Annotated in this window: 22 protein-coding genes; 12 read left to right on the forward strand and 10 right to left on the reverse strand. The window is 45.6% G+C overall.

Annotated features, from left to right (window positions below):
• Window positions 1-50: 50 nt before the first annotated feature.
• Window positions 51-758 (forward strand): dethiobiotin synthase, encoded by a 708-nt coding sequence (gene bioD, locus K4039_RS03670; protein ID WP_265233778.1) that lies wholly within the window; start codon window positions 51-53, stop codon window positions 756-758.
• Window positions 759-983: 225 nt separating this feature from the next.
• Window positions 984-2,195 carry a M20 family metallopeptidase gene (locus K4039_RS03675; RefSeq protein ID WP_265233779.1) on the forward strand — a complete coding sequence of 404 codons (1,212 nt, stop codon included), beginning with the start codon at window positions 984-986 and terminating at the stop codon, window positions 2,193-2,195.
• 199 nt (window positions 2,196-2,394) lie between these two features.
• Here K4039_RS03675 and K4039_RS03680 read toward each other — a convergent pair whose 3' ends face one another.
• On the reverse strand, window positions 2,395-3,711 hold the full coding sequence (locus tag K4039_RS03680; RefSeq protein WP_265233780.1) for a glycoside hydrolase family 10 protein: 1,317 nt from the start codon (window positions 3,709-3,711) through the stop codon (window positions 2,395-2,397).
• A 278-nt stretch (window positions 3,712-3,989) separates the two neighbouring features.
• Here K4039_RS03680 and K4039_RS03685 point away from each other — a divergent pair, with 278 nt between their 5' ends.
• The 3 genes from K4039_RS03685 (at window position 3,990) to K4039_RS03695 (ending at window position 6,989) form a co-directional block, all read left to right on the forward strand.
• The gene (locus K4039_RS03685; protein WP_265233781.1) at window positions 3,990-5,276 is read left to right on the forward strand and encodes an FAD-dependent oxidoreductase; all 1,287 of its coding nucleotides are present in this window, start codon (window positions 3,990-3,992) and stop codon (window positions 5,274-5,276) included.
• A 129-nt stretch (window positions 5,277-5,405) separates the two neighbouring features.
• Window positions 5,406-6,065, forward strand: coding sequence for a DUF2834 domain-containing protein (locus K4039_RS03690; protein ID WP_265233782.1), 660 nt, complete (start codon window positions 5,406-5,408; stop codon window positions 6,063-6,065).
• Window positions 6,066-6,260: 195 nt separating this feature from the next.
• Complete coding sequence (locus K4039_RS03695) at window positions 6,261-6,989, forward strand: gamma-glutamyl-gamma-aminobutyrate hydrolase family protein (protein WP_265233783.1); 729 nt, start codon at window positions 6,261-6,263, stop codon at window positions 6,987-6,989.
• A gap of 6 nt (window positions 6,990-6,995) precedes the next feature.
• Here the strand turns inward: K4039_RS03695 and K4039_RS03700 are convergent, their stop codons facing one another.
• Window positions 6,996-7,457, reverse strand: coding sequence for an SRPBCC family protein (locus K4039_RS03700; protein WP_265233784.1), 462 nt, complete (start codon window positions 7,455-7,457; stop codon window positions 6,996-6,998).
• On the opposite strand from K4039_RS03700, the gene K4039_RS03705 reads away from it, so the two are divergent.
• Window positions 7,420-7,551, forward strand: coding sequence for a hypothetical protein (locus K4039_RS03705; RefSeq protein ID WP_265233892.1), 132 nt, complete (start codon window positions 7,420-7,422; stop codon window positions 7,549-7,551). The genes K4039_RS03700 and K4039_RS03705 overlap by 38 nt on opposite strands.
• 24 nt (window positions 7,552-7,575) lie before the next feature.
• Here K4039_RS03705 and K4039_RS03710 read toward each other — a convergent pair whose 3' ends face one another.
• The 7 genes from K4039_RS03710 to K4039_RS03740 form a co-directional block, all read right to left on the reverse strand.
• Window positions 7,576-7,944 carry a DNA-binding protein gene (locus K4039_RS03710; RefSeq protein ID WP_265233785.1) on the reverse strand — a complete coding sequence of 123 codons (369 nt, stop codon included), beginning with the start codon at window positions 7,942-7,944 and terminating at the stop codon, window positions 7,576-7,578.
• Between the two features lie 4 nt (window positions 7,945-7,948).
• Window positions 7,949-8,281 carry a type II toxin-antitoxin system RelE/ParE family toxin gene (locus tag K4039_RS03715; protein ID WP_265233786.1) on the reverse strand — a complete coding sequence of 111 codons (333 nt, stop codon included), beginning with the start codon at window positions 8,279-8,281 and terminating at the stop codon, window positions 7,949-7,951.
• A 69-nt stretch (window positions 8,282-8,350) separates the two neighbouring features.
• The gene (locus tag K4039_RS03720) at window positions 8,351-8,659 is read right to left on the reverse strand and encodes a DNA-binding protein (RefSeq protein WP_265233787.1); all 309 of its coding nucleotides are present in this window, start codon (window positions 8,657-8,659) and stop codon (window positions 8,351-8,353) included.
• A 211-nt stretch (window positions 8,660-8,870) separates the two neighbouring features.
• Complete coding sequence (locus K4039_RS03725) at window positions 8,871-10,508, reverse strand: radical SAM protein (RefSeq protein ID WP_265233788.1); 1,638 nt, start codon at window positions 10,506-10,508, stop codon at window positions 8,871-8,873.
• Window positions 10,509-10,715: 207 nt separating this feature from the next.
• Entirely contained in the window at window positions 10,716-11,225 is a 510-nt protein-coding gene (gene lspA, locus K4039_RS03730; RefSeq protein ID WP_265233789.1) for a signal peptidase II, read from the reverse strand.
• A 164-nt stretch (window positions 11,226-11,389) separates the two neighbouring features.
• Window positions 11,390-11,968, reverse strand: coding sequence for a biotin transporter BioY (locus K4039_RS03735; protein ID WP_265233889.1), 579 nt, complete (start codon window positions 11,966-11,968; stop codon window positions 11,390-11,392).
• Between the two features lie 253 nt (window positions 11,969-12,221).
• Window positions 12,222-12,386, reverse strand: coding sequence for a hypothetical protein (locus K4039_RS03740; protein WP_265233790.1), 165 nt, complete (start codon window positions 12,384-12,386; stop codon window positions 12,222-12,224).
• A 174-nt stretch (window positions 12,387-12,560) separates the two neighbouring features.
• Between K4039_RS03740 and pstS the strand changes: the two genes are divergently transcribed.
• The 4 genes from pstS to pstB all read left to right on the forward strand — a co-directional run bounded on the left by pstS (window position 12,561) and on the right by pstB (window position 16,804).
• A complete protein-coding gene (pstS, locus tag K4039_RS03745; RefSeq protein ID WP_265233791.1) occupies window positions 12,561-13,721 on the forward strand; it encodes a phosphate ABC transporter substrate-binding protein PstS in 1,161 nt (386 codons plus the stop codon).
• Window positions 13,722-14,018: 297 nt separating this feature from the next.
• On the forward strand, window positions 14,019-14,975 hold the full coding sequence (gene pstC, locus K4039_RS03750) for a phosphate ABC transporter permease subunit PstC (RefSeq protein WP_265233792.1): 957 nt from the start codon (window positions 14,019-14,021) through the stop codon (window positions 14,973-14,975).
• Between the two features lie 34 nt (window positions 14,976-15,009).
• Window positions 15,010-15,903: a phosphate ABC transporter permease PstA gene (pstA, locus tag K4039_RS03755; RefSeq protein WP_265233793.1), complete on the forward strand. Its 894-nt coding sequence runs from the start codon at window positions 15,010-15,012 to the stop codon at window positions 15,901-15,903.
• A 106-nt stretch (window positions 15,904-16,009) separates the two neighbouring features.
• Window positions 16,010-16,804 carry a phosphate ABC transporter ATP-binding protein PstB gene (pstB, locus tag K4039_RS03760; protein WP_265233890.1) on the forward strand — a complete coding sequence of 265 codons (795 nt, stop codon included), beginning with the start codon at window positions 16,010-16,012 and terminating at the stop codon, window positions 16,802-16,804.
• Between the two features lie 261 nt (window positions 16,805-17,065).
• On the opposite strand, the gene K4039_RS03765 is transcribed toward pstB, so the two are convergent.
• Window positions 17,066-17,236 (reverse strand): NblA/ycf18 family protein, encoded by a 171-nt coding sequence (locus K4039_RS03765; RefSeq protein ID WP_193972447.1) that lies wholly within the window; start codon window positions 17,234-17,236, stop codon window positions 17,066-17,068.
• 228 nt (window positions 17,237-17,464) lie between these two features.
• On the opposite strand from K4039_RS03765, the gene K4039_RS03770 reads away from it, so the two are divergent.
• A complete protein-coding gene (locus tag K4039_RS03770) occupies window positions 17,465-18,061 on the forward strand; it encodes a phycobiliprotein lyase (RefSeq protein ID WP_265233794.1) in 597 nt (198 codons plus the stop codon).
• A gap of 521 nt (window positions 18,062-18,582) precedes the next feature.
• Window positions 18,583-19,338, forward strand: a complete 756-nt coding sequence (locus tag K4039_RS03775) for a phycobilisome rod-core linker polypeptide (RefSeq protein ID WP_265233795.1) — start codon at window positions 18,583-18,585, stop codon at window positions 19,336-19,338.
• Window positions 19,339-19,397: the final 59 nt, after the last annotated feature.

Below are 19,397 nucleotides of genomic sequence, written 5' to 3' on the forward strand. Positions count from 1 at the left end.
AAATTCCCCTAGACTAAAGTTGAAGCCAATTACTTATTAGCTATTTGCCGATGAACTCGCTGCTAATTACTGGAACTGATACTGACGCGGGCAAAACTGTTTTGACCAGCGCTCTGGCTGCTTATTGGCAAATGTATTTTCGCGATCGCAGTTTGGGAATTATGAAACTGCTGCAAACCGGAACGGGCGATCGCGAACTCTACACCCGTTTATTTACACTCGACCAATCCCCCGAAGAACTCAATCCGCTGCACTTTAGCGCGCCTCTAGCACCGCCGATTTCTGCCGAACGGGAGGGAAAAAATATTGAGTTAGAAAAGGTCTGGACGACGCTGCAAAGTCTCTGTGAGCGCAAGAATTTTGTGTTGGTGGAAGCTTTGGGAGGGCTGGGTTCGCCTGTAACGCGGGAATTGACGGTGGCTGATATTGCCAGGGATTGGCGGTTGAGGGGAGTTTTGGTGGTACCTGTGAGGTTAGGTGCGATCGGGCAAGCTGTAGCGAATGTTGCCCTCGCCAGACACACTGGTTTTAAGCTGAGAGGAATTGTGCTTAATTGCGTTCAAGCTTGTTCTGAACAAGAAATTGCCGACTGGACACCGATCGATTTAATCCAGTCGCTGACTCAAATTCCTGTGTTGGGTACTTTGCCATATTTAGATGATCCAAATGACCTGACTAAGTTAGCGGCATCAGCTTCAGAATTAGATTTAGAACGTTTATTGCCAGGAGTTAATTTAGTTTCTAAAATTGCTAAATAACCCTATTCTCAACACCTCTCTTGCTCATTATTCTCTTGCTCTGCGTACTCTGCGCCCTCTGCGGTTCATCCAAAAAAAATCTCCGGCACAACTCAAATAGGATTGACATAGCATTTATATTTGATTTTTGAATAAGATTTTTTTAACCGCAGAGAACACAGAGAGCGCAGAGGAAGAAAAGAGAGAGTTTTACAAGTTGTTCATAATTTAAAAAGGAGAAAAAACATGGTTTCTACTTTACCGAATTTAACTGATGTCGATTTATCTCAGTTGCGGCTGGAGATTAGAAATTTGCAGCCTCAGTTAGTCGAATGGCGGCGCCGCTTACACCAAAAACCGGAGTTGAGTTTTGACGAGAATTTAACGGCGCAGTTTGTCTCCCAAAAGTTGCAGGAATGGGGAATAGAACATCAAACTAATATTGCTAAAACTGGTGTTGTGGCAACGATAGACAGCGGCAAACCGGGGCGGGTTTTGGCAATTCGGGCTGATATGGATGCTTTGCCGATTCAAGAGGAAAATGAGGTGGATTATCGATCGCAGCATGATGGTATTATGCACGCTTGCGGCCATGACGGTCATATTGCGATCGCCCTTGGGACAGCCTATTATCTAGCAAAGCATAAACACAGTTTTTCGGGTCAAGTAAAATTCATCTTTCAGCCCGCCGAAGAAGGCCCAGGTGGCGCAAAACCGATGATTGAAGCGGGAGTTTTGCAGAATCCTGATGTTGATGCGATCGTCGGCTTGCATTTGTGGAACAATCTACCTTTAGGCACTGTAGGTGTCCGTAGTGGCGCGCTGATGGCGGCTGTAGAAGTTTTTGACTGCACGATTTTTGGTAAAGGTGGGCATGGTGGAATGCCACATCAGACTGTAGATGCGATCGTAGTTACAGCCCAAATTGTCAGCGCCCTACAGTCAATTGTCGCACGGAACATTAACCCGATCGACTCAGCGGTAGTCACAGTCGGCAAATTCCACGCAGGCCACACCCACAACGTCATCGCCGACACCGCCCAAATCGGCGGCACAGTGCGCTATTTCAATCCCACATATCGAGGTTATTTCTCTCAGCGCATCGAGCAAGTAATTGCCGGAATTTGTCAGAGTCACGGCGCAACTTACAAACTCGATTATTGCGCCCTTTACCCGCCAGTCATCAACGATTCGAGCATGGCTGACTTAGTACGCAGCGTAGCCGAATCGGTTGTAGAAACTCCTGCGGGAATCGTGCCGGAATGTCAAACAATGGGCGGCGAGGATATGTCGTTCTTTTTGCAAGAAGTCCCCGGTTGCTATTTCTTTTTGGGTTCTGCAAATCCAGAGAAAAACTTGGCTTACCCGCACCACCACCCGCGTTTTGATTTTGATGAAACTGCCTTGGGGATGGGTGTAGAAATGTTTGTACGATGCGTGGAAACTTTTTGCGGTTAGCCTTGATTTGTAGGTGCACAATGCGCACCAGTTCAGCTTGTAGGGTGCGCAATGCGCACCGGTTGACTCAGTTTCAGCGTTTTGATTTTGAGATCAAACTATGTATGGTTTGTTAGTTACAAACTCAACCGGTGCGCAGTGCACACCCTACAAACTATGGTTTGTTAGTTACAAACTCAACCGGTGCGCAGTGCACACCCTACTTCTTTGATGTGGTTGGTGAGGGCGAAGGTGGGCTATTTTTGATAGGTTGTTGTTGCTTATTTTTAGGATCTGGTTTGGGTGCTGGTGGCGGAGGGAAAGTAGCCGCACGTCTGGGCAATTGTAGCGCTGTACGGAATGCAGAATATGGGAAGAAAGCACTAAAATGAGAAAGTCTATCGCCAATTGATTCGGGCGCATCTTCCCACAAGCTTTCGTAGTAGAAGAAAGCCGCACCTAAGCCGTATTCTTGAACTGCCATCACCTGAGATTTGATTTGCTCAATCGCTACTGGGCGATTTCTTAATCCTGTCATAATCCCAACTCCGGTGGGAATTTTTAGCTGTGCTTCTTGCATTTCTGGACGGTTAATTTTGTCCACAAATGATTCTAAATTGGGACGATAAACTTGCACAATTAGTTCATCGGCAATATCCAAACGCACCCAAGCCAGCCAATCTTGGAGGTGATGTTTGTAAGCAAATTCGTAGTAATTGGGAGAAATCGAGAAAATTGCATTGGGTTTGACTGCTTTGACTGCTTGATTTAGTTGCGACATGAAAGCCGTAATTTTATTGGCTCGCCACTTCACCCAGGCTGCGTCTTGAAAATCTGTTGGAGGTGTTTTTTTGGTTTCTTTGGTATACAAAGCAACTGTGTATTCGTCATAGCCAAATTCTGACGGCAAACTCATGTGATCGTCGAATTGGATGCCATCAGCGTTGTATTGTGTGGTGATTTCTAGTACGAGTTCGGTAATAAATTTCTGCACTTCTGGATGAAACGGATTGAGCCAAACTACTTCGCCACCCGCACCGTTTGATGTTTGGCTACCGTCCTGTTTTTGGGTGAGCCAATCGGGATTGTTTAATGCTAATTCTGAGGTGGGAGGAGTCATGAAACCAAACTCAAACCAAGGAATTACTAGCAAGCCTTGGCGGTGAGCTTGACTGATTAAATCTGCAATCATATCTTGTCCGTCTAACCCTCTGTAAACAAAGGGTTGAATGTCTCTTTGCTGGGCGACTGGGCTGGGATACATTGCATAGCCAGAGTTCCAAACTACGGGATAAATTGTGTTGAAATTTAACCGCTTTAATTGAGTGATGGCATCTCCTAGTTTGCGCCTATCTCTGAGGATGTCTTTGTCGTTTGTCGTCATCCAAACTCCGCGAATTTCCTGGCGGGGTTGTTGGCCGATCGCCGGAATCACATTATTCACCAGCAATACTACAATGAATGAGAGGGCAAACAGTAGTGGTAACAGGCTTTTAATCGATCGCAGCCAACTGCGAGGAATAATCCGTAATGTCATAGTTGTGAATGGTGAGTTAGCTATCAAACGCACCCCGGCATAATTTGGTGATAAAATTTGCTCGCTCTACAGTCTACAGCTATTTGTGCTGAATGTGCGATCGCAACTCGACCAAGTATCATCCGTAATCCAGAGGGTAAGTGAGAGTATGATGTCAACGTGCTGGGGCAATTGTTAATTACGCGCTGCCAGCTCTCCTGACCGGACAGTCCTGCCCAATCCATGCGAGTGTTGTACAATATCGGGGGAAAGAACATCTCGATCGAACATCTGTAATTGTGAAAGATTTAGTCTTAATTGGCGGCGGTCACAGTCATGCTATTGTATTAAAAATGTTCGGCATGAAACCGCTGCCGGGAGTGCGTTTGACTCTGATCAGCGATGTCCTGTACGCGCCTTATTCGGGGATGCTGCCGGGGCACGTTGCTGGCTTTTACGATTATGATGAATGTCACATCGATTTGCGATCGCTCGCGGAGTTTGCTGGATGTCACATATTGGTCGATCGGGCGATCGCGATCGACTTTAGCAAAAATCAAGTTATTTGTCAAACTCGTCCTCCGGTTGATTTTGACTTGCTGTCTGTGGATATCGGCAGCACTCCCGCGACTTTATCTGTGCCAGGTGCCGCAGAATACGCAATTGCAGCTAAACCAGTACCGGAGTTTTTAGCTAGCTGGAATCAGTTAATTTCCGAAAGACAAAATCATCCCGAAAAACCTCTGCGGATTGCCATTGTCGGCGGCGGTGCGGGCGGCGTAGAATTAGCATTAAATATGCAATCTCGTATGGCGAAGGAAGAAGGAAGAAGGAAGTTCGGCAACGGATTTCGTAACGGATGTAACGGATGGATTTTAAAGGAGAGAGGAAAGTTTAAGCAGGAAGAGGGATTAGAAATTCACTTATTTCATAGCGGTGCTGAATTGATGCCGGGACATAACTATAGAGTACGTCATCGCCTCAAAGAAATTCTGATTAGTCGTGGCGTTAAAGTACATTTAATGGAAAAAGTCTGTGCCATAGAAAACCAAGAAATGATTGAAATAGCATCCAATGCCCAATGCCCAATGCCCAATGCCCAATGCCCAATGCCCAATGCCCAAATATATTGTGCATCTGGTTTGAGCGTTGAGTGCGATCGCATTTTTTGGGTGACACAAGCATCCGCCGCCTATTGGATCGGAGAATCGGGATTAGCGATCGACTCCAAGGGGTTTATGCAAGTCAACGATTACCTGCAATCCGTCTCTCACCCCAACGTATTTGGGGCAGGAGACATCGCTACGATGGTTAATTATCCCCGTCCCAAGGCAGGCGTGTTTGCGGTGCGTCAGGGCAAACCGCTGTTTGAAAATTTGCAGAATTTTTTATTGCAAAAACCGCTGAAACCGTTTGTACCGCAGGAAAAATATTTAGCTTTAATTGGTACTGGGAATAAAAGGGCGATCGCATCTCGCGGCAATTTCATGTGGGAATCCGCGCTGCTGTGGTACTGGAAAGATTGGATCGATCGCCAATTCATGCAAAAATTTAGCAATCTGCCCAAAACCAGCAACACTAAATAGCAATACATTCAAATATAATCTTCTCTCCTCTGCTCTTCCTCTGCGTACTCTGCGCCCTCTGCGGTTAATAAAAAAATTCAAAAGTTATTGAAAATTGCTATACTAATATCAAAAGTAAAAAAACTAACTATGTCGAGAAAAATTGGATTTGGGTTGCTTTGGATTGCCTTCAGCACCTACGCATTTATATTTGCACCACCCGACAGCCCAGAAACGATCGCACTAATTACCAATCTTTCTACAGGCAAAGTAGCAGACATCAACCCTTTAATTGTAGCCTTATTCAACATCATGGGAGTCTGGCCACTCATATACAGTTGCGTCTTATTTGCCGACGGCAGAGGGCAGAAAATACCTGCATGGTTATTTGCAACTTTATCCTTTGGCGTGGGCGCTTTTGCCTTGCTGCCTTATCTAGCCCTGCGCGAACCTAATCCAGAATTTTCCGGCACTAAAAATGTCTTCTTAAAAATATTAGATTCCCGTTTTACTGGGATTCTCCTCACATTAGGCGCTGCTGCGTTAGTTGCCTTTGGCTTGACAAAAGGCGATTGGTCTGATTTTGTTCAGCAGTGGCAAACTAGCCGCTTTATCCATGTCATGAGTTTAGATTTTTGTATGCTTTGCCTGGTATTTCCTGCTTTATTAGCCGACGATATGGCGCGCCGAGGAATGCATAACTCTACAGCATTTTGGGCAGTAACATTAGTACCACTATTCGGGCCATTGGCTTATCTGTGCACGCGCCAACCGCTGCCGGAAACTAATCCTAAAACTGTTACAAATTAGACAGAAATTCAGGAAATGCTTAGTTTAATCTAGGAATCAATCACAAGTAATTATACAAAAGACAGGCAAGATGCCTGTTCCACAATCAGTAAATTTTCTGGTAGCATGGGCTTCTAGCCCGTGCAATAAAAACTTATTGATAATACTAGAATATCCGAGAACCAATGTAAATAATTATCTCCCACTTTCAACGAAATGAAAAAACATCCCATCGTTGGCATTACAACTTACAACCGCAGCCCAGCAGGCGAATATTGCTTAAATGGAACTTATATTGATGCAGTGCAGGCGGCAGGTGGCATTCCGATTTTACTGCCGCCCAATCAATTAAATCCAGCTAGTATTTTTGATGCCGTAGATGGTTTGATTTTTTCAGGTGGTGGAGATATCAACCCAGAACATTATGGCGGTTTGCTCGATCGCACAGTTTACTCAATTAACGCAGAACGCGACAATTTTGAGTTAAACTTAGCTAAGCTAGCTTTGAAGGCGGACATACCTGTGTTGGGGATTTGCCGGGGAATGCAAATCCTGAATGTAGCCAGCGGTGGTAATTTGGTCGTTCACGTACCAGATGCTTACGGAGAGGATGTTAGTCACGGAACCGGAATTCCCCCACGTGCGATCGAGCATATCATTAAAATCGATCCAGACAGTCGGTTAGCAAAAATCATGGGAACAACAGCAACAACAGTTGTTTCTTGGCATCATCAAGCTGTGCAGAATGTGACACCTGATTGGCAAATTGTAGCGCGAGCACCCGACGGTTTAGTGGAAGCAATGGAGTATAAATATCATCCTTGGATCGTAGCACTTCAGTGGCATCCAGAACTATCGACAAAAAGTCTCGCCCACTGCGGAATCTTTCGGGCTTTCGTCGAAGCAGCCACTTCAAAGTTTATGAATTATACTAAATCAGCCTGAAAATTGTCAGCCATTGTTGGGATATTTTTCGCACTCTCTTTTTGTAACTTCATGGCGGTAGCGAAACATATCTGTTAACCGCATTTCCACCCACCAACCTAACAACAAATCGACAATTGGGCCGCCCGGTATCGAAAATGCGATCGCATCTGTCAATCGGGTCTGGCCATTTTCTGTGGTAAACTCGTGTCGGTGAGTCCAACGCGCCATAGGCCCCTCAGTTTGTTCATCAACAAATAAGCGATATTGTTCGCACTCAGTATGAGTCGCCACCCATTTTACCGGAATCGGCCCCAATAACAGCCGAAATTCTGATACAGCACCCACATCGAGTCCCCCCTCGCGGCGAATGATTTTCACAGGTTGCCAAGGTGCACTCAACATTTGCAGAATATCTGGCCTTTCGTGAAAGTTCCAGACTGTTTCAACGGTGGCATTAATCAGCGACGAATATTTAAAATTGGGCATTGTAGGAAGAAGGAAGAAGGAAGAAGGAAGAAGGAAGAAGGAAGAAGATATATACAGCAAGCTTTTTAGCTATCCGTATTTGACGTTTAATTAGCAGGTGGATTTACGGATCATTAGGCTAGACGGTTAATTGCGATCGCGCTTCAGCATTTGCAGTATTATCCTCTGTATCAGTACAAACAGCATCAGTACAAACAGCAACAGTTAGTTTCAATCCCAAAGCATTCAGCCAATTTCCCAGATTATAAATCGTATCGCTTCCTTGCTGCGAAAGCAATTCATCCAGTTTTTTTAAGTGCAATTCATATTCTTCTGGAGTCATTTTTGGTTGGCTTATAGCTTCTGCTACATCGGTAAGTGCCCGCTTCAGCAGTTCAGGTTCCGGATCTATTTCCTCTATAGTCGCGGTTATATAGGCTGCTGACAATGCCAGATTTTTTCTCAGAGATTCAATTAAAAACGGATGATCCGGGATACTTTTAACCATTGTTTTAACTCCTATTGTAATTAGTCCAGTATTCTATTGCTTGGCGGATATCTCGGTCTTGAGTGCTTTTATCTCCTCCGCACAGAAGAAGTACAATTGTTGTTCCTACTTGCCCAAAATAGATTCTGAAACCAGGGCCATAGTCTATTCTGAGTTCACAAACTCCTTCTCCAACTGAACGATAGTCTCCGAAATTGCCAGAAATAACTCGGTTTAGCCTAGATCTAATCTTGGCTTTAGTATTCGTATCTTTGAACGAATCAAACCACTCAGCGAAAGGTACTCTGCCCTCTGATGTGACATAACGCTGAATTTCCCTGGGGTGAACTTCGGGCATAATTATATTATAGTTGGGTTAGACAGTTAATTGCGATCGCGCTTCAACATTTATAGTATTATCCTCTGTCTAAGTACAAACAGCAACAGTTAATTTCAACCCCAAAGCATTCAGCCAATTTCCCAGATTATAGATTGTATCACTTCCTTGCTGCGAAAGCAATTCATCCAGTTTTTTTAAGTGCAGTTCATATTCTTCAGGAGTCATTTTGGGTTTACCCAAAGCTTCGGCTACATCGCCCAAAGCAAGTCTGATTAATGCTTGATCAGGTTCTTCGCCTTCATCTAATTCAAAATGAGTTTCGAGATATACTGCCGCAAAACTGTGGTCTTTTAGTCGCGCCATCAAAAAGTCATGATACGGTAAACTTTTAGGCATTTTTTAAATCCTATTGTAAGTCCAGAAGACCGGGCGGTTAAAAACCGCGTCTCTACAAACAAAACCCGGATGGTGCGCGGGTTGAATACCGCGCGGTTAATTAAAATTACGTTATTTTCTTCAGTCCGCGCACCATCCGGACATCGTTTGTGTAGACGCGGTTTAAACCGCCGTCTGTTCTTCGTTTGTGTAGACTTTCGCATCCTCTTTCCTAACTCGTCAACTGCAAATCCTCCGTCTTAAAATGAGTCATCGCCTCAGCCAAATGCTTCTTCAAAGTCGCCTCCGGTAGCGGCCCTTTCAAATGACTCCAAGGCAAAACCTGATTTAATTCCCACTCTTGAAAAACATAAAAATCCATCTCCGGTAACTGTCCCCGCAACTCCTTAAAAGCCCGCCGATAACTACCCAAAGTATCGCCGTAATGCCGCACCAATTCCAACAGCCGAGACAATCTGCGATCGCCCTTCGATAGCAAACCCTGAATCACCGACCAATTATAGCTTTCAGGTCTAAATTCTAACCCTAACTTCCGCATTTCTTTATCTAAAAACTTCAGCCTCTTCTCCGCATCTTTATCCACACCAAACCACTGAAAAGGAGTGTGAGATTTCGGCACAAAAGTGCTGCATCCCAGAGTCAATCGCAAACCAGGAACAGCTTTTCTAATCGCCTTCATCATCGCCACCGTCTCCTCCAAATCCTCCATCTCTTCACCAGGAATTCCCGCCATCCCGTAAAGTTTAATCCCCTTTAATCCCCCCGCCTTAGCATTGATAGCAGCTTGGATAATTTCATCATTAGTGAGTTTTTTATTGACAATCTTACGGAGGCGCTCGCTACCGCTTTCCACCGCAATAGTCACAGATTTACTATCTCTGTTTGTCAAAATTTGCGCCAATTTAACTGTCACCGTATTCGTCCGCACCGAAGAAAGACTAAGCCGCACACCGTCGTATTTCGGATGATTCAAATGCTCCAACAACTGTTCAAATTCCGGGTGTTGAGTCACAGAAGCACCCAACAAACCCAAACGATTAGTCACAGCTAAACCGCGATCGATCGCCGGAATTAGCGAATCCTCCAAACTCGCAGTTCTAAATGGTAAAGTTAGATAACTTGCTAAACAGAAACGGCACATTTCTGGACAACTGCGAACCACTTCCACCATGTAAATATTTTCCCAAGCCGCCTTTTCTGTCACCACAGTCGAAGCAGATAAAGTATTGCCGCGATAAGTCTGTTTTTCAACCATACTGGGAATTTCCGAATCCACAGGCTGAATCGATTTAATCCCCTGAGTCGCATCCAGATAAGTTACTTCGTACAAACTGGGAACGTACACTCCCGGAACTTGGGCTAAATGACGCAATTTAGTTTGTCTGTCGGCGCTACGAACTTCTTTACAAGCATCAATAAAATTGTCAATCAGATTTTCGCCATCTCCCAGCAAAATCACATCAAAGAAATCTGCAAAAGGTTCAGGATTAGCAGTAAATACCGGACCACCACCGAATACAATTGGATGATTATCAGTTCTTTTTGATGACCAAATCGGAATGTCTAAAGATTCCAATAAATTGAGAATATTTACATAGTCTAGTTCCCAAGAAAGCGAAAATCCCAATAATTCTGGATGTCGGGGAAGTTGTTCGCGGATATCAGTAAATAAACGGCTGACTTCAATATCCGATCGCACAGCCAAAGTAGCCCACACAATCTGATAGCCGAGACTGGTGATACCAACCGTGTACTCGTTGGGAAATGCAAAAATAGTCGGGATAGCATCAGCATCGGGGGTTGCTGGGGCAAATAGCAGGCGTTCTTGGGCAAATGGATTAGGAGTCACAGGCAAGCAAGTTTAGTGTTAACAATAAGTCTGTTCATGTATCATTTTAAGCCATTACCGAAGTTATTGTAGCGTGCTGCTTCGAGCAGAATGTTTGAATCGCAAACTAAAAATCTCCCTCTGATGAACCCTACGGCTAGTTAGCTAACACTTATTAAATCCGTTACATCCGCTACACAATCCGTTGCGGAACTTCCTGCTTCCAAGTTACTCTGAAATAGAATCGCGATCATCTCGGTTTTTCGATGGTGGCGGTGCACCGTGAAAAGTTGCAATCAGTAAACAGATAATCCCAGCATTAATAAACACATCGGCCAGATTAAATACCGGGAACCGAATTATCCTAAAATCGATAAAATCCACAACATGGCCCAACACAAATCGATCGATCCCGTTCCCCAGTGCGCCACCCAAAATCAAACCGTAGCCAGCTTGTTCCCAGCGATTAATTCGCGGGCCGAACCAAGCTAGAATCATCAATCCCACACTCACGCCCAAAGACAGCCACCGCAACCAAATCGCCCCATTGCTAAACAAACTAAAAGCTGCACCGGTATTAACAACATAGGTGAAGTGAAATATCCCAGGTAACAGTGGCTGAGTCTGCGGGGGAACTGTCAAGTCAAAATTTTGCACCACCCAAAACTTAGTCAAGTGGTCTAAAACTAAACTGATAATAGCAGCAACCCAGAATAAGGGATTTCTTTTAAAACGCATGGATTAGGTAGTAAAATATAGGACATCGGGCAGGAAAAAAGTTACGCAAATTTCTGAGTCGCAGTGAGATTGCTCACCAATCCGCAAACACAGTATAACCTAATATCATAACTGATGACTAATGACTAATGACTAATGACAACTGACCAATGACAACTGACAAATTAATAAAACATCAAGCGTCGCAAAGTAAATGACAGAAGTGCGATCGCACAAACCACCGCCAATTGCCCCGGCAGGGGATAAACCGAATATTTCAGAATCTCATCGAATAAAGGTGTTTTTTTACCCGGAATCAGCAAGTAACTAAAAATTAGATAAATTAAGCCGATCGCGTGAACGGTAAATAAACCGCACAAACAACTAAAAGCCATCGATTCCAGCCGCGAAGCCACCTTAAAAGCCACCCAGCCACACACCCAAGCACCAGGCACAAAACCCAGCAAATACCCAAAACTCGCTTCTTTGAGATAGCCGATGCCGCCGCCTTGAGCAAAAACTGGCCACAAAGTTAATCCTAATACCAAATAGGCAATTTGTGAGAGCGCCGCAGCATTTTTGCCACCCATGCAGCCTACTAGCAATACTGCTCCAATTTGATAAGTAACACCTAAAGAGTATGCCTGAAGTCCGCGATCGTCCCAAAACCCGATCGGCATTGTGACAGATGCAGGTAAAAAAGTGCCTCCTATCGTCAGGAGTAAACCAATAAAAGCCCAGATTAATTCAATAGGAGCAGGCATTATAGCAGATGTTGAAGTCATTGGTCATTAGTCATTAGTCATCAGTCATTAGTCATTGGTCATTGGTCATTGGTCATTGGTCATTGGTCATTGGTCATTGGTCATTGGTCATTGGTCATTGGTCATCAGGAAGAAGGCAGGAGGCAGAAGGCAAAGAGGAAGAACTCAAGAGGAAGTTGTAACCGACAGTTTATGTTTGTGCAATGCCAGAACGTCCTAACCGTCAGGGCGGTTGCTATATCATCAGCATTTGTCAGATGCAGCCTGGAATGCCCGCAACTTTTAAGTTCTCAATACTAGCACTACTGTCAAAACAACCATCATTGTAGGGTTTTCTGGTTCTCAAACCAGGATGTTGTGATACTTTGATCGTGGGAATTTTTCGCAGCCGGGCGATCGCACCCTTGTTTCCCCACAAATTGATCTTTCACCCATCTGATAAAATCACACTTGTCAAGCTCATCAATGAATTAAATTAATCTTGGTTAACATTAGATTAAGATAAAATGTAAATATTTTTAACCTAAGCTTTACTTTCGCGCGATATGCTATGGCGGGACACCCGTATAACGATCGCAGATTTTGTATACCTATGCTTTTTCGTCTGAACCTGATTAATCCGAATCGCGTAACAACAGCAATGTCCGCTGTGGCGATCGCCCTCAGCTTAGCAGCTTGCGGCAGCAGCACCACAACCACAGACAGCAGCCCCACCCCAGGCGCAACCCCCGTTGCAGCCACCGGTACAGCAGCAAACACCAAACTCGTCCTAGCCTCAGACGTAGCCATAACGGCAGCAGGCGCCTCATTCCCCGCGCCTCTATATCAGCGTTGGTTTCAAGACTTCAACAAAATCAACCCCAAAGTACAAATTAACTATCAATCAGTAGGCAGCGGCGCCGGAGTCGAACAATTTACCAAAGGCACAGTAGACTTTGGGGCCAGCGACACCGCCATGAAAGACGACGAAATCGCCAAAGTTCCAGCAGACAAAGGCGTGATTTTGCTACCCATGACAGCCGGCAGCATCGTCATCGGCTACAACCTGCCAGACGTACCCGAGCTCAAACTGCCCAGAGAGGTTTATTCAGAAATCTTCCAAGGTAAAATTACCAAGTGGAACGACGCCAAAATAGCAGCAGCCAATCCAGGCGCTAAATTGCCAGACGAAAACATCACCGTCGTCCACCGTTCCGACGGTAGCGGTACCACAGCCGTGTTCACCAAACACCTGAGTGCCATCAGCCCCGACTGGAAAACAGCAGTAGGCGAAGGCAAAACAGTACAGTGGCCCGTAGGCGTAGGCGCAAAAGGCAACGAAGGCGTCACCAGCCAACTCCTGCAAACAGCAGGCAGCATCGGCTACATCGAATACGGCTATGCCAAAAACAACAACGTCAAATTTGCATCTCTGCAAAACAAAGCAGGCACATTTGTCGCACCTACAGACGATTCAGCTTCTCAAGCTCTAGCGACTGTGCCCCTACCGGAAAATCTGCGAGCATTTATCGAAGACCCCGAAGGCGCTCAATCCTATCCAATTGTCACCTACACTTGGATGCTCGTTCCCAAAAAAGTTGCCGACCCCAACAAAGCCAAAGCTATTGAGGCAATGGTGGAATACGGCTTAACCGAAGGTCAAAAAGTTAGTGCCGAATTGGGCTACGTTCCTCTGCCCCAAAGCGTCAAAGAAAAAGTAGCTTTGGCAGCCGATGGCATCAGCCCCGACTACAAGATTGAGATTGGCAAATAGTAATTGAAGGAAGAAGGAAGAAGGAAGAAGGAAGAAGGAAAAGAGATATTTCTCTAGAGGTGGGTTTGAGCGGAAATATTTGTGGAAAAGTCAGGGAATTAATCAACCCGCCCTTGTTTTAGATAATAATCAGTGCATCACTTATCAACATCCTCTCTTCTCTTCTCTTCTTCCTTGTGGAACAGGCATCCCGCCTGTGTATTTTGATTCCTTCTAGCGCCTGTGCATTTCTCCAGTTGCTTCTAGCTTTTTGGCAAAAATGCAATTTTTCCTTAATATTTTTTTGGATTTTTGTATATGGTTTCAGATAGTAACATCGCTCAATCAGAGAAACGTTCCCGCTCTCGGATAGAAAAATCCTTAGACCAAGGCTTTATCTGGCTGACTCGGGTTTTGGGAATCGGAGTTGGCGTAATTTTGCTGGTAATCGCGCTCACCGTTGCTTTCAGAGCTTTACCAGCGATTCAACAGTACGGTTTGGGCTTTCTGTTTAGCAGTGATTGGAATCCCGTTAAAGAAGAGTACGGTGCGCTGCCGATGATTTATGGGACGATCGTCAGTTCTGCGATCGCGCTCCTAATTGCAGTACCATTAGGAGTAGGGACTGCCATCTTTTTGAGCGAAGACTTTTTGCCGCTGCCAGTGCGTACAGCTTTAGTTTTTTTAGTAGAACTTTTAGCCGCCATTCCCAGCGTAGTGTATGGTTTGTGGGGAATTGCTGTATTGATCCCCATTATTACCAACATCGGAAAGTTTCTCAACGGTAACTTCGGATGGCTGCCGATTTTTAGCACACCGCCAGTGGGGCCGGGAATGTTACCCGCCGGAGTAATTTTGGGGATTATGACTTTGCCCATTATTACTGCTATCTCCCGCGACTCTTTAGCAAGCCTCCCGCCCGAATTGCGACAAGCATCTCTGGGTTTGGGAGCAACTCGCTGGACAACAATCTTTAGAGTTCTCGTACCAGCCGCTTTTTCCGGCATTGTCGGCGGAATTATGCTAGGCCTCGGCCGCGCGATGGGAGAAACAATGGCCGCAACGCTGTTAATTGGCAATTCCAATCAGTTAAGTGCTTCTGTGCTAGCTCCTGCAAATACTATTGCTTCTCTGATGGCAAATCAATTTGCCGAAGCTTCAGGATTGCAAGTTGCGGCTCTGATGTACACCGGACTAATTCTGTTTATTATGACGCTGATTGTCAATATTTTGGCAGAGTGGATTGTTTCTCAAGTAAGAGCGAAGTACAACTAGAAGTTTGCCACAATTTCCTACAGAGTTTTAGTTTATGTCAAATAGCGTCTCCGATGAGAATCCTTTGGGATCGAAAACAGGCAGTTTGAAGAAGGTTAAAAACAGCCAGCAAGCGCTGTTTGGTCTGGCGATGACTGTACTGGCAGGAGCTGGTCTTGCCGTCACTCTTATGCCTTTGTTTGCAGTGCTTTCCTACGTAACTGTACAAGGCTTTAATCGCCTAAATTTAGATTTGTTTACCAAGCTGCCCCCCGCGCCCGGACTGTCGGGAGGCGGTATCGCCAATGCCATTCTCGGTACATTAATGACCGTAGGAATTGCTTCTCTAATTGCTGTTCCTTTTGGTGTACTGGCAGCCGTTTATTTGTCGGAGTTCAGCAGAGGCAACATTGCTCGCGGGGTGCGGTTTGCGACTAATGTGCTCAGCGGCGTTCCTTCGATTATTGCAGGTGTATTTGCCTACGGTTTGTTCGTGGTAAATATGGGAGGTTTTTCGGCAATTGCAGGGGGCGCGGCGCTTGCTGTGTTGATGTTGCCGACGATTGTACGGACTACTGACGAAGCACTACAAATTGTCCCGCAAGATATCAGATGGGCGTCCGTGGGCGTCGGTGCTTCTAATTATCAAACGGTGTTGCAGGTGGTTTTGCCTGCGGCAATTCCGGCTATTTTAACTGGTGTGACGCTGGCAATTGCTCGCGCTGCTGGAGAAACTGCTCCTTTGATTTTCACGGCGCTGAATTCGCCTTTTTGGCCGGCGGGATTTGATAAGCCAACTCCGAGTCTTTCGGTTTTGGTGTACAACTTTGCAACGGTTCCTTTTCAGGCACAGAAAGAGTTGGCTTGGGCTGCATCTTTGATTTTGGTGTTTATGGTTTTGCTGACGAGTATTCTTTCTCGCTGGGCTACTCGCCAAAAAGTTTATTAATCAGTTGACAATTGACAGTTGAGAGTTGACAGTTGTTATTGGTCAGTTGTCATTGGTCAGTTGTAATTGGTCATTTGTAAAACTCGATTGGAGTATTAACTGTATGATGGATTTGGATAAGCAAACGGAAACTGTTTTACGGACTGAAAATATCAATATCTTTTACGGCGGTTTTCACGCTGTTAAAAATGTTTGTATCGAGATTCCTAAAAATCGCATTACTGCTTTGATTGGGCCTTCTGGCTGCGGCAAAAGTACAATTTTGCGATGTTTTAACCGCCTCAATGATTTGGTTAATGGGTTTCGTTTAGAGGGCCGGATTGATTATCATGGTCAAAATCTTTATGATCCTGATATTGATGCTGTGGAGGTGCGCCGCAAGATTGGGATGGTGTTTCAAAAGCCGAATCCTTTCCCGAAGTCGATTTATGACAATATTGCTTACGGTGCGAGGGTGAATAATTACAAGGGGGATATGGATGAGTTGGTGGAAACATCCCTCCGCCAAGCTTATTTGTGGGATGAGGTGAAGGATAAGTTGAAGCAAAGCGGTTTTTCGCTTTCGGGCGGCCAGCAGCAGCGTTTGTGTATTGCTAGGGCGATCGCCATTAATCCTGATGTAGTATTAATGGATGAACCTTGCGCTTCCCTTGACCCGATTTCCACGATTAAGATTGAGGAGTTGATGCGGGAACTCAAGGAGAAGTATACCATCGTGATTGTGACTCACAATATGCAGCAGGCTTCTCGGGTTTCTGACTTGACTGCTTTTTTCAATGCGAAACTTTCTGATGATGGGAAGCGGTTTGGCTATCTTGTGGAGTGTGACAGGACTGAGGTGATTTTCCAAAATCCGAAGGAAGAGTCTACTATGGATTATGTCAGCGGCCGTTTTGGTTGATTTGCGGAATGTTGAAACAATCGCGCTACACAAACGAGGACAATCAAATTGGTTCGTAGTGAGGACTTTAGTCCGCATAAATCAGAGGACTAAAGTCCTCACTATCAATTATCTTTATCGCGAGTAATTGACTGGACTTAATATAACTCAAGAATCCCGATTTCTCAAAGAAACCGGGATTCTAGGTTTTATGTTTAATAGCTCGCTCGCACTTTTTGCACATACAAGCCGCTGATTTTGTGGAAGAAGTTCTCGAAGAGTTCACATTTTCTTCATCCAATACTTTAACAAGTTTTCTTTGACCATATTTTGCCGCATAACTTCTAGCAAGTATTCCTGAGCTTGGTCTTGGCTTAAGCTCTTAACTTGTTCGCGCAGCACTTGTAATTTAAACTGCTGTTCCATGCTGAGGCTGGTTGTAGGCATATCCATAATTCGCTCCTCCAGTTTGCTGAGATCGATGCGAGATAGATCGAAATGACGTTTCGCAGGATTTGTTGTGTCTCCTACATTGTAAACTATCATAACATTGTCTTGACAATATGTCCAAAGTAGACATTTTGAGACTAATTTGTGTCGCAAAAGTACATCTAAGTGGGGGGAGCTTTATCATAAAACAGGGTAAAAACCGGGAAGCCTAAGCCAAAGGAGTTATTTTGTATGGATGCAATGGAGTTTTTTCAGAGTAGTGCTGGAGAATGGCGATCGCAGCGCAGCACTCACCACCTCGCTTTCCGTCAAGCGGAGATTGGGGATTCAAATATTCAGGTAACGGCGCTAGGTGCGGATGACGCGAGAGTGGCCGAGATTTGCCAGATGCACGAGGTCGATCCGAGTCGGGCTGCTGGGGGAGCTTTTGTGACTTGGCACGGCACTATGGCGTGGGATAAGGATGATGAGAATCATAAGGGCTCTACTGTATTCGTGATCGTCCCAGATCCTGAGAATCCGCGGCAGGGTTTGATGTTGCGGGAAAGGGGCTATGCGGAAATTGTGCCGGTGGCCGGCCGTTTTGAGATGGATGATGAGGATGCGCTGCTGTTGATTACGGAATACGAGACGATGAGTTCGATCGAGCGTTTTTGGTTTGCCAATCCGAACGTGCGGATGCGGACGAGTGCGGTAAAGCGCTTTGGCGGTTTCAGCACTTCGACTTTTTGCACCGAAGTTCGCGTGGAACCAGACTCGGATGCAGCGGCCCCGGCTGCGGAGAAGGAGCCGGTTGCTAGCGAGTTTTACTCGGCCCTAGGCTGGTAATTTTTCAGCTTTCAGGCTAGCAAGCTCGTTCCCAGGCAGAGCCTGGGAATGCTCTTGTGGAGGCTCTGCCTCCCGTTTAACGAGGCATAGCATCGGTTATCGGCCCGTTCCCAGGCTCTGCCTGGGAACTAGCGTTATTGCTGCATCAGTGGCTTCTTCCTTCTTCGTTCTTCCCTCTTCCTGATGACGTTGGATGTTCGATCGGGGGGACAGCACTAATGACTGATGACTAATGACTAATGACTAATGACTTCTTGCCTCTTCCCTCTTCCTGATGACGTTGGACGTTCGATCGGGGGGACAGCACTAATGACTGATGACTAATGACTAATGACTAATGACTTCTTCCTTCTTCCCTCTTCCTTCAAAGTCAACAAATATTACAGATTGTTGCAAAAATTCAGGAAAATCAGATTTAGACTGCGAGAATCCCCTAATCTGTATGTTGGCTAGTTGTAGCATTACGCTGGCCGATAGCGGTGTCAGCTATTTCTGAAATTTGAGATAACGGAGATTATAACGTGGCGCTTCCTTTGTTAAACTACGCTCCTAAGAGCCAAAACCAGCGCGTCGCTGGTTATGAAGTAGGGGGCGATGAGCAGCCCAGAGTTTTCACAACCGAAAATGTGCTCTCGTCTGGAGACATGGAAAATTTGATTTGGGCTGCATATCGCCAGATTTACAGCGAACACCAAATCCTCAAGAGCAACCGCCAAAAGTCTTTGGAGTCGCAACTCAAGTTCGGCCAAATTACGGTGCGGGATTTTATTCGCGGTTTGGCGACTTCGGCTCCTTTCCTAGAGCGGAATTACCAAACTAACAGCAACTACCGATTTGTGGAAATGTGCGTGCAGCGCGTTTTGGGTCGGGATGTGTATAGCGATCGCGAAAAGATTGCTTGGTCGATCGTGGTAGCAAATAAGGGGCCTCAAGGCTTTATTGACGAGTTGGTCAATAGCGATGAGTACCTGGGCAAGTTCGGATACGATACAGTACCTTACCAACAGCGCCGGGTGTTGCCTCAGCGAGTTGGAGGAGAAACTCCTTTCAACTTGAAAACGCCTCGCTACGGTGAGTACCACCGCTCGCAGCTTGGCTTCCCGCAAATCATCTGGCAGACAAGCGTTCGCCGTTTTGTTCCTCAAGAGCAGCAAGCGAAGGCTGGCGATCCGTCGAACTATTTGGGTATGGCGCGCAATATGCCTCTGCCTGCTACTCCCCCGCAGCGCGTGCCTCTGGCTAATATCAATATTGCCACGATGGTTCCTCGCCGTTAATTGATACTGCTTGGTGCGATTATTTGTGTCGCGCTATGGATTTAATCGATCGGCTTTTA

Origin of the sequence: Lyngbya sp. CCAP 1446/10 (genome assembly GCF_026130175.1) — a bacterium.
GTDB lineage: Bacteria > Cyanobacteriota > Cyanobacteriia > Cyanobacteriales > Microcoleaceae > Microcoleus.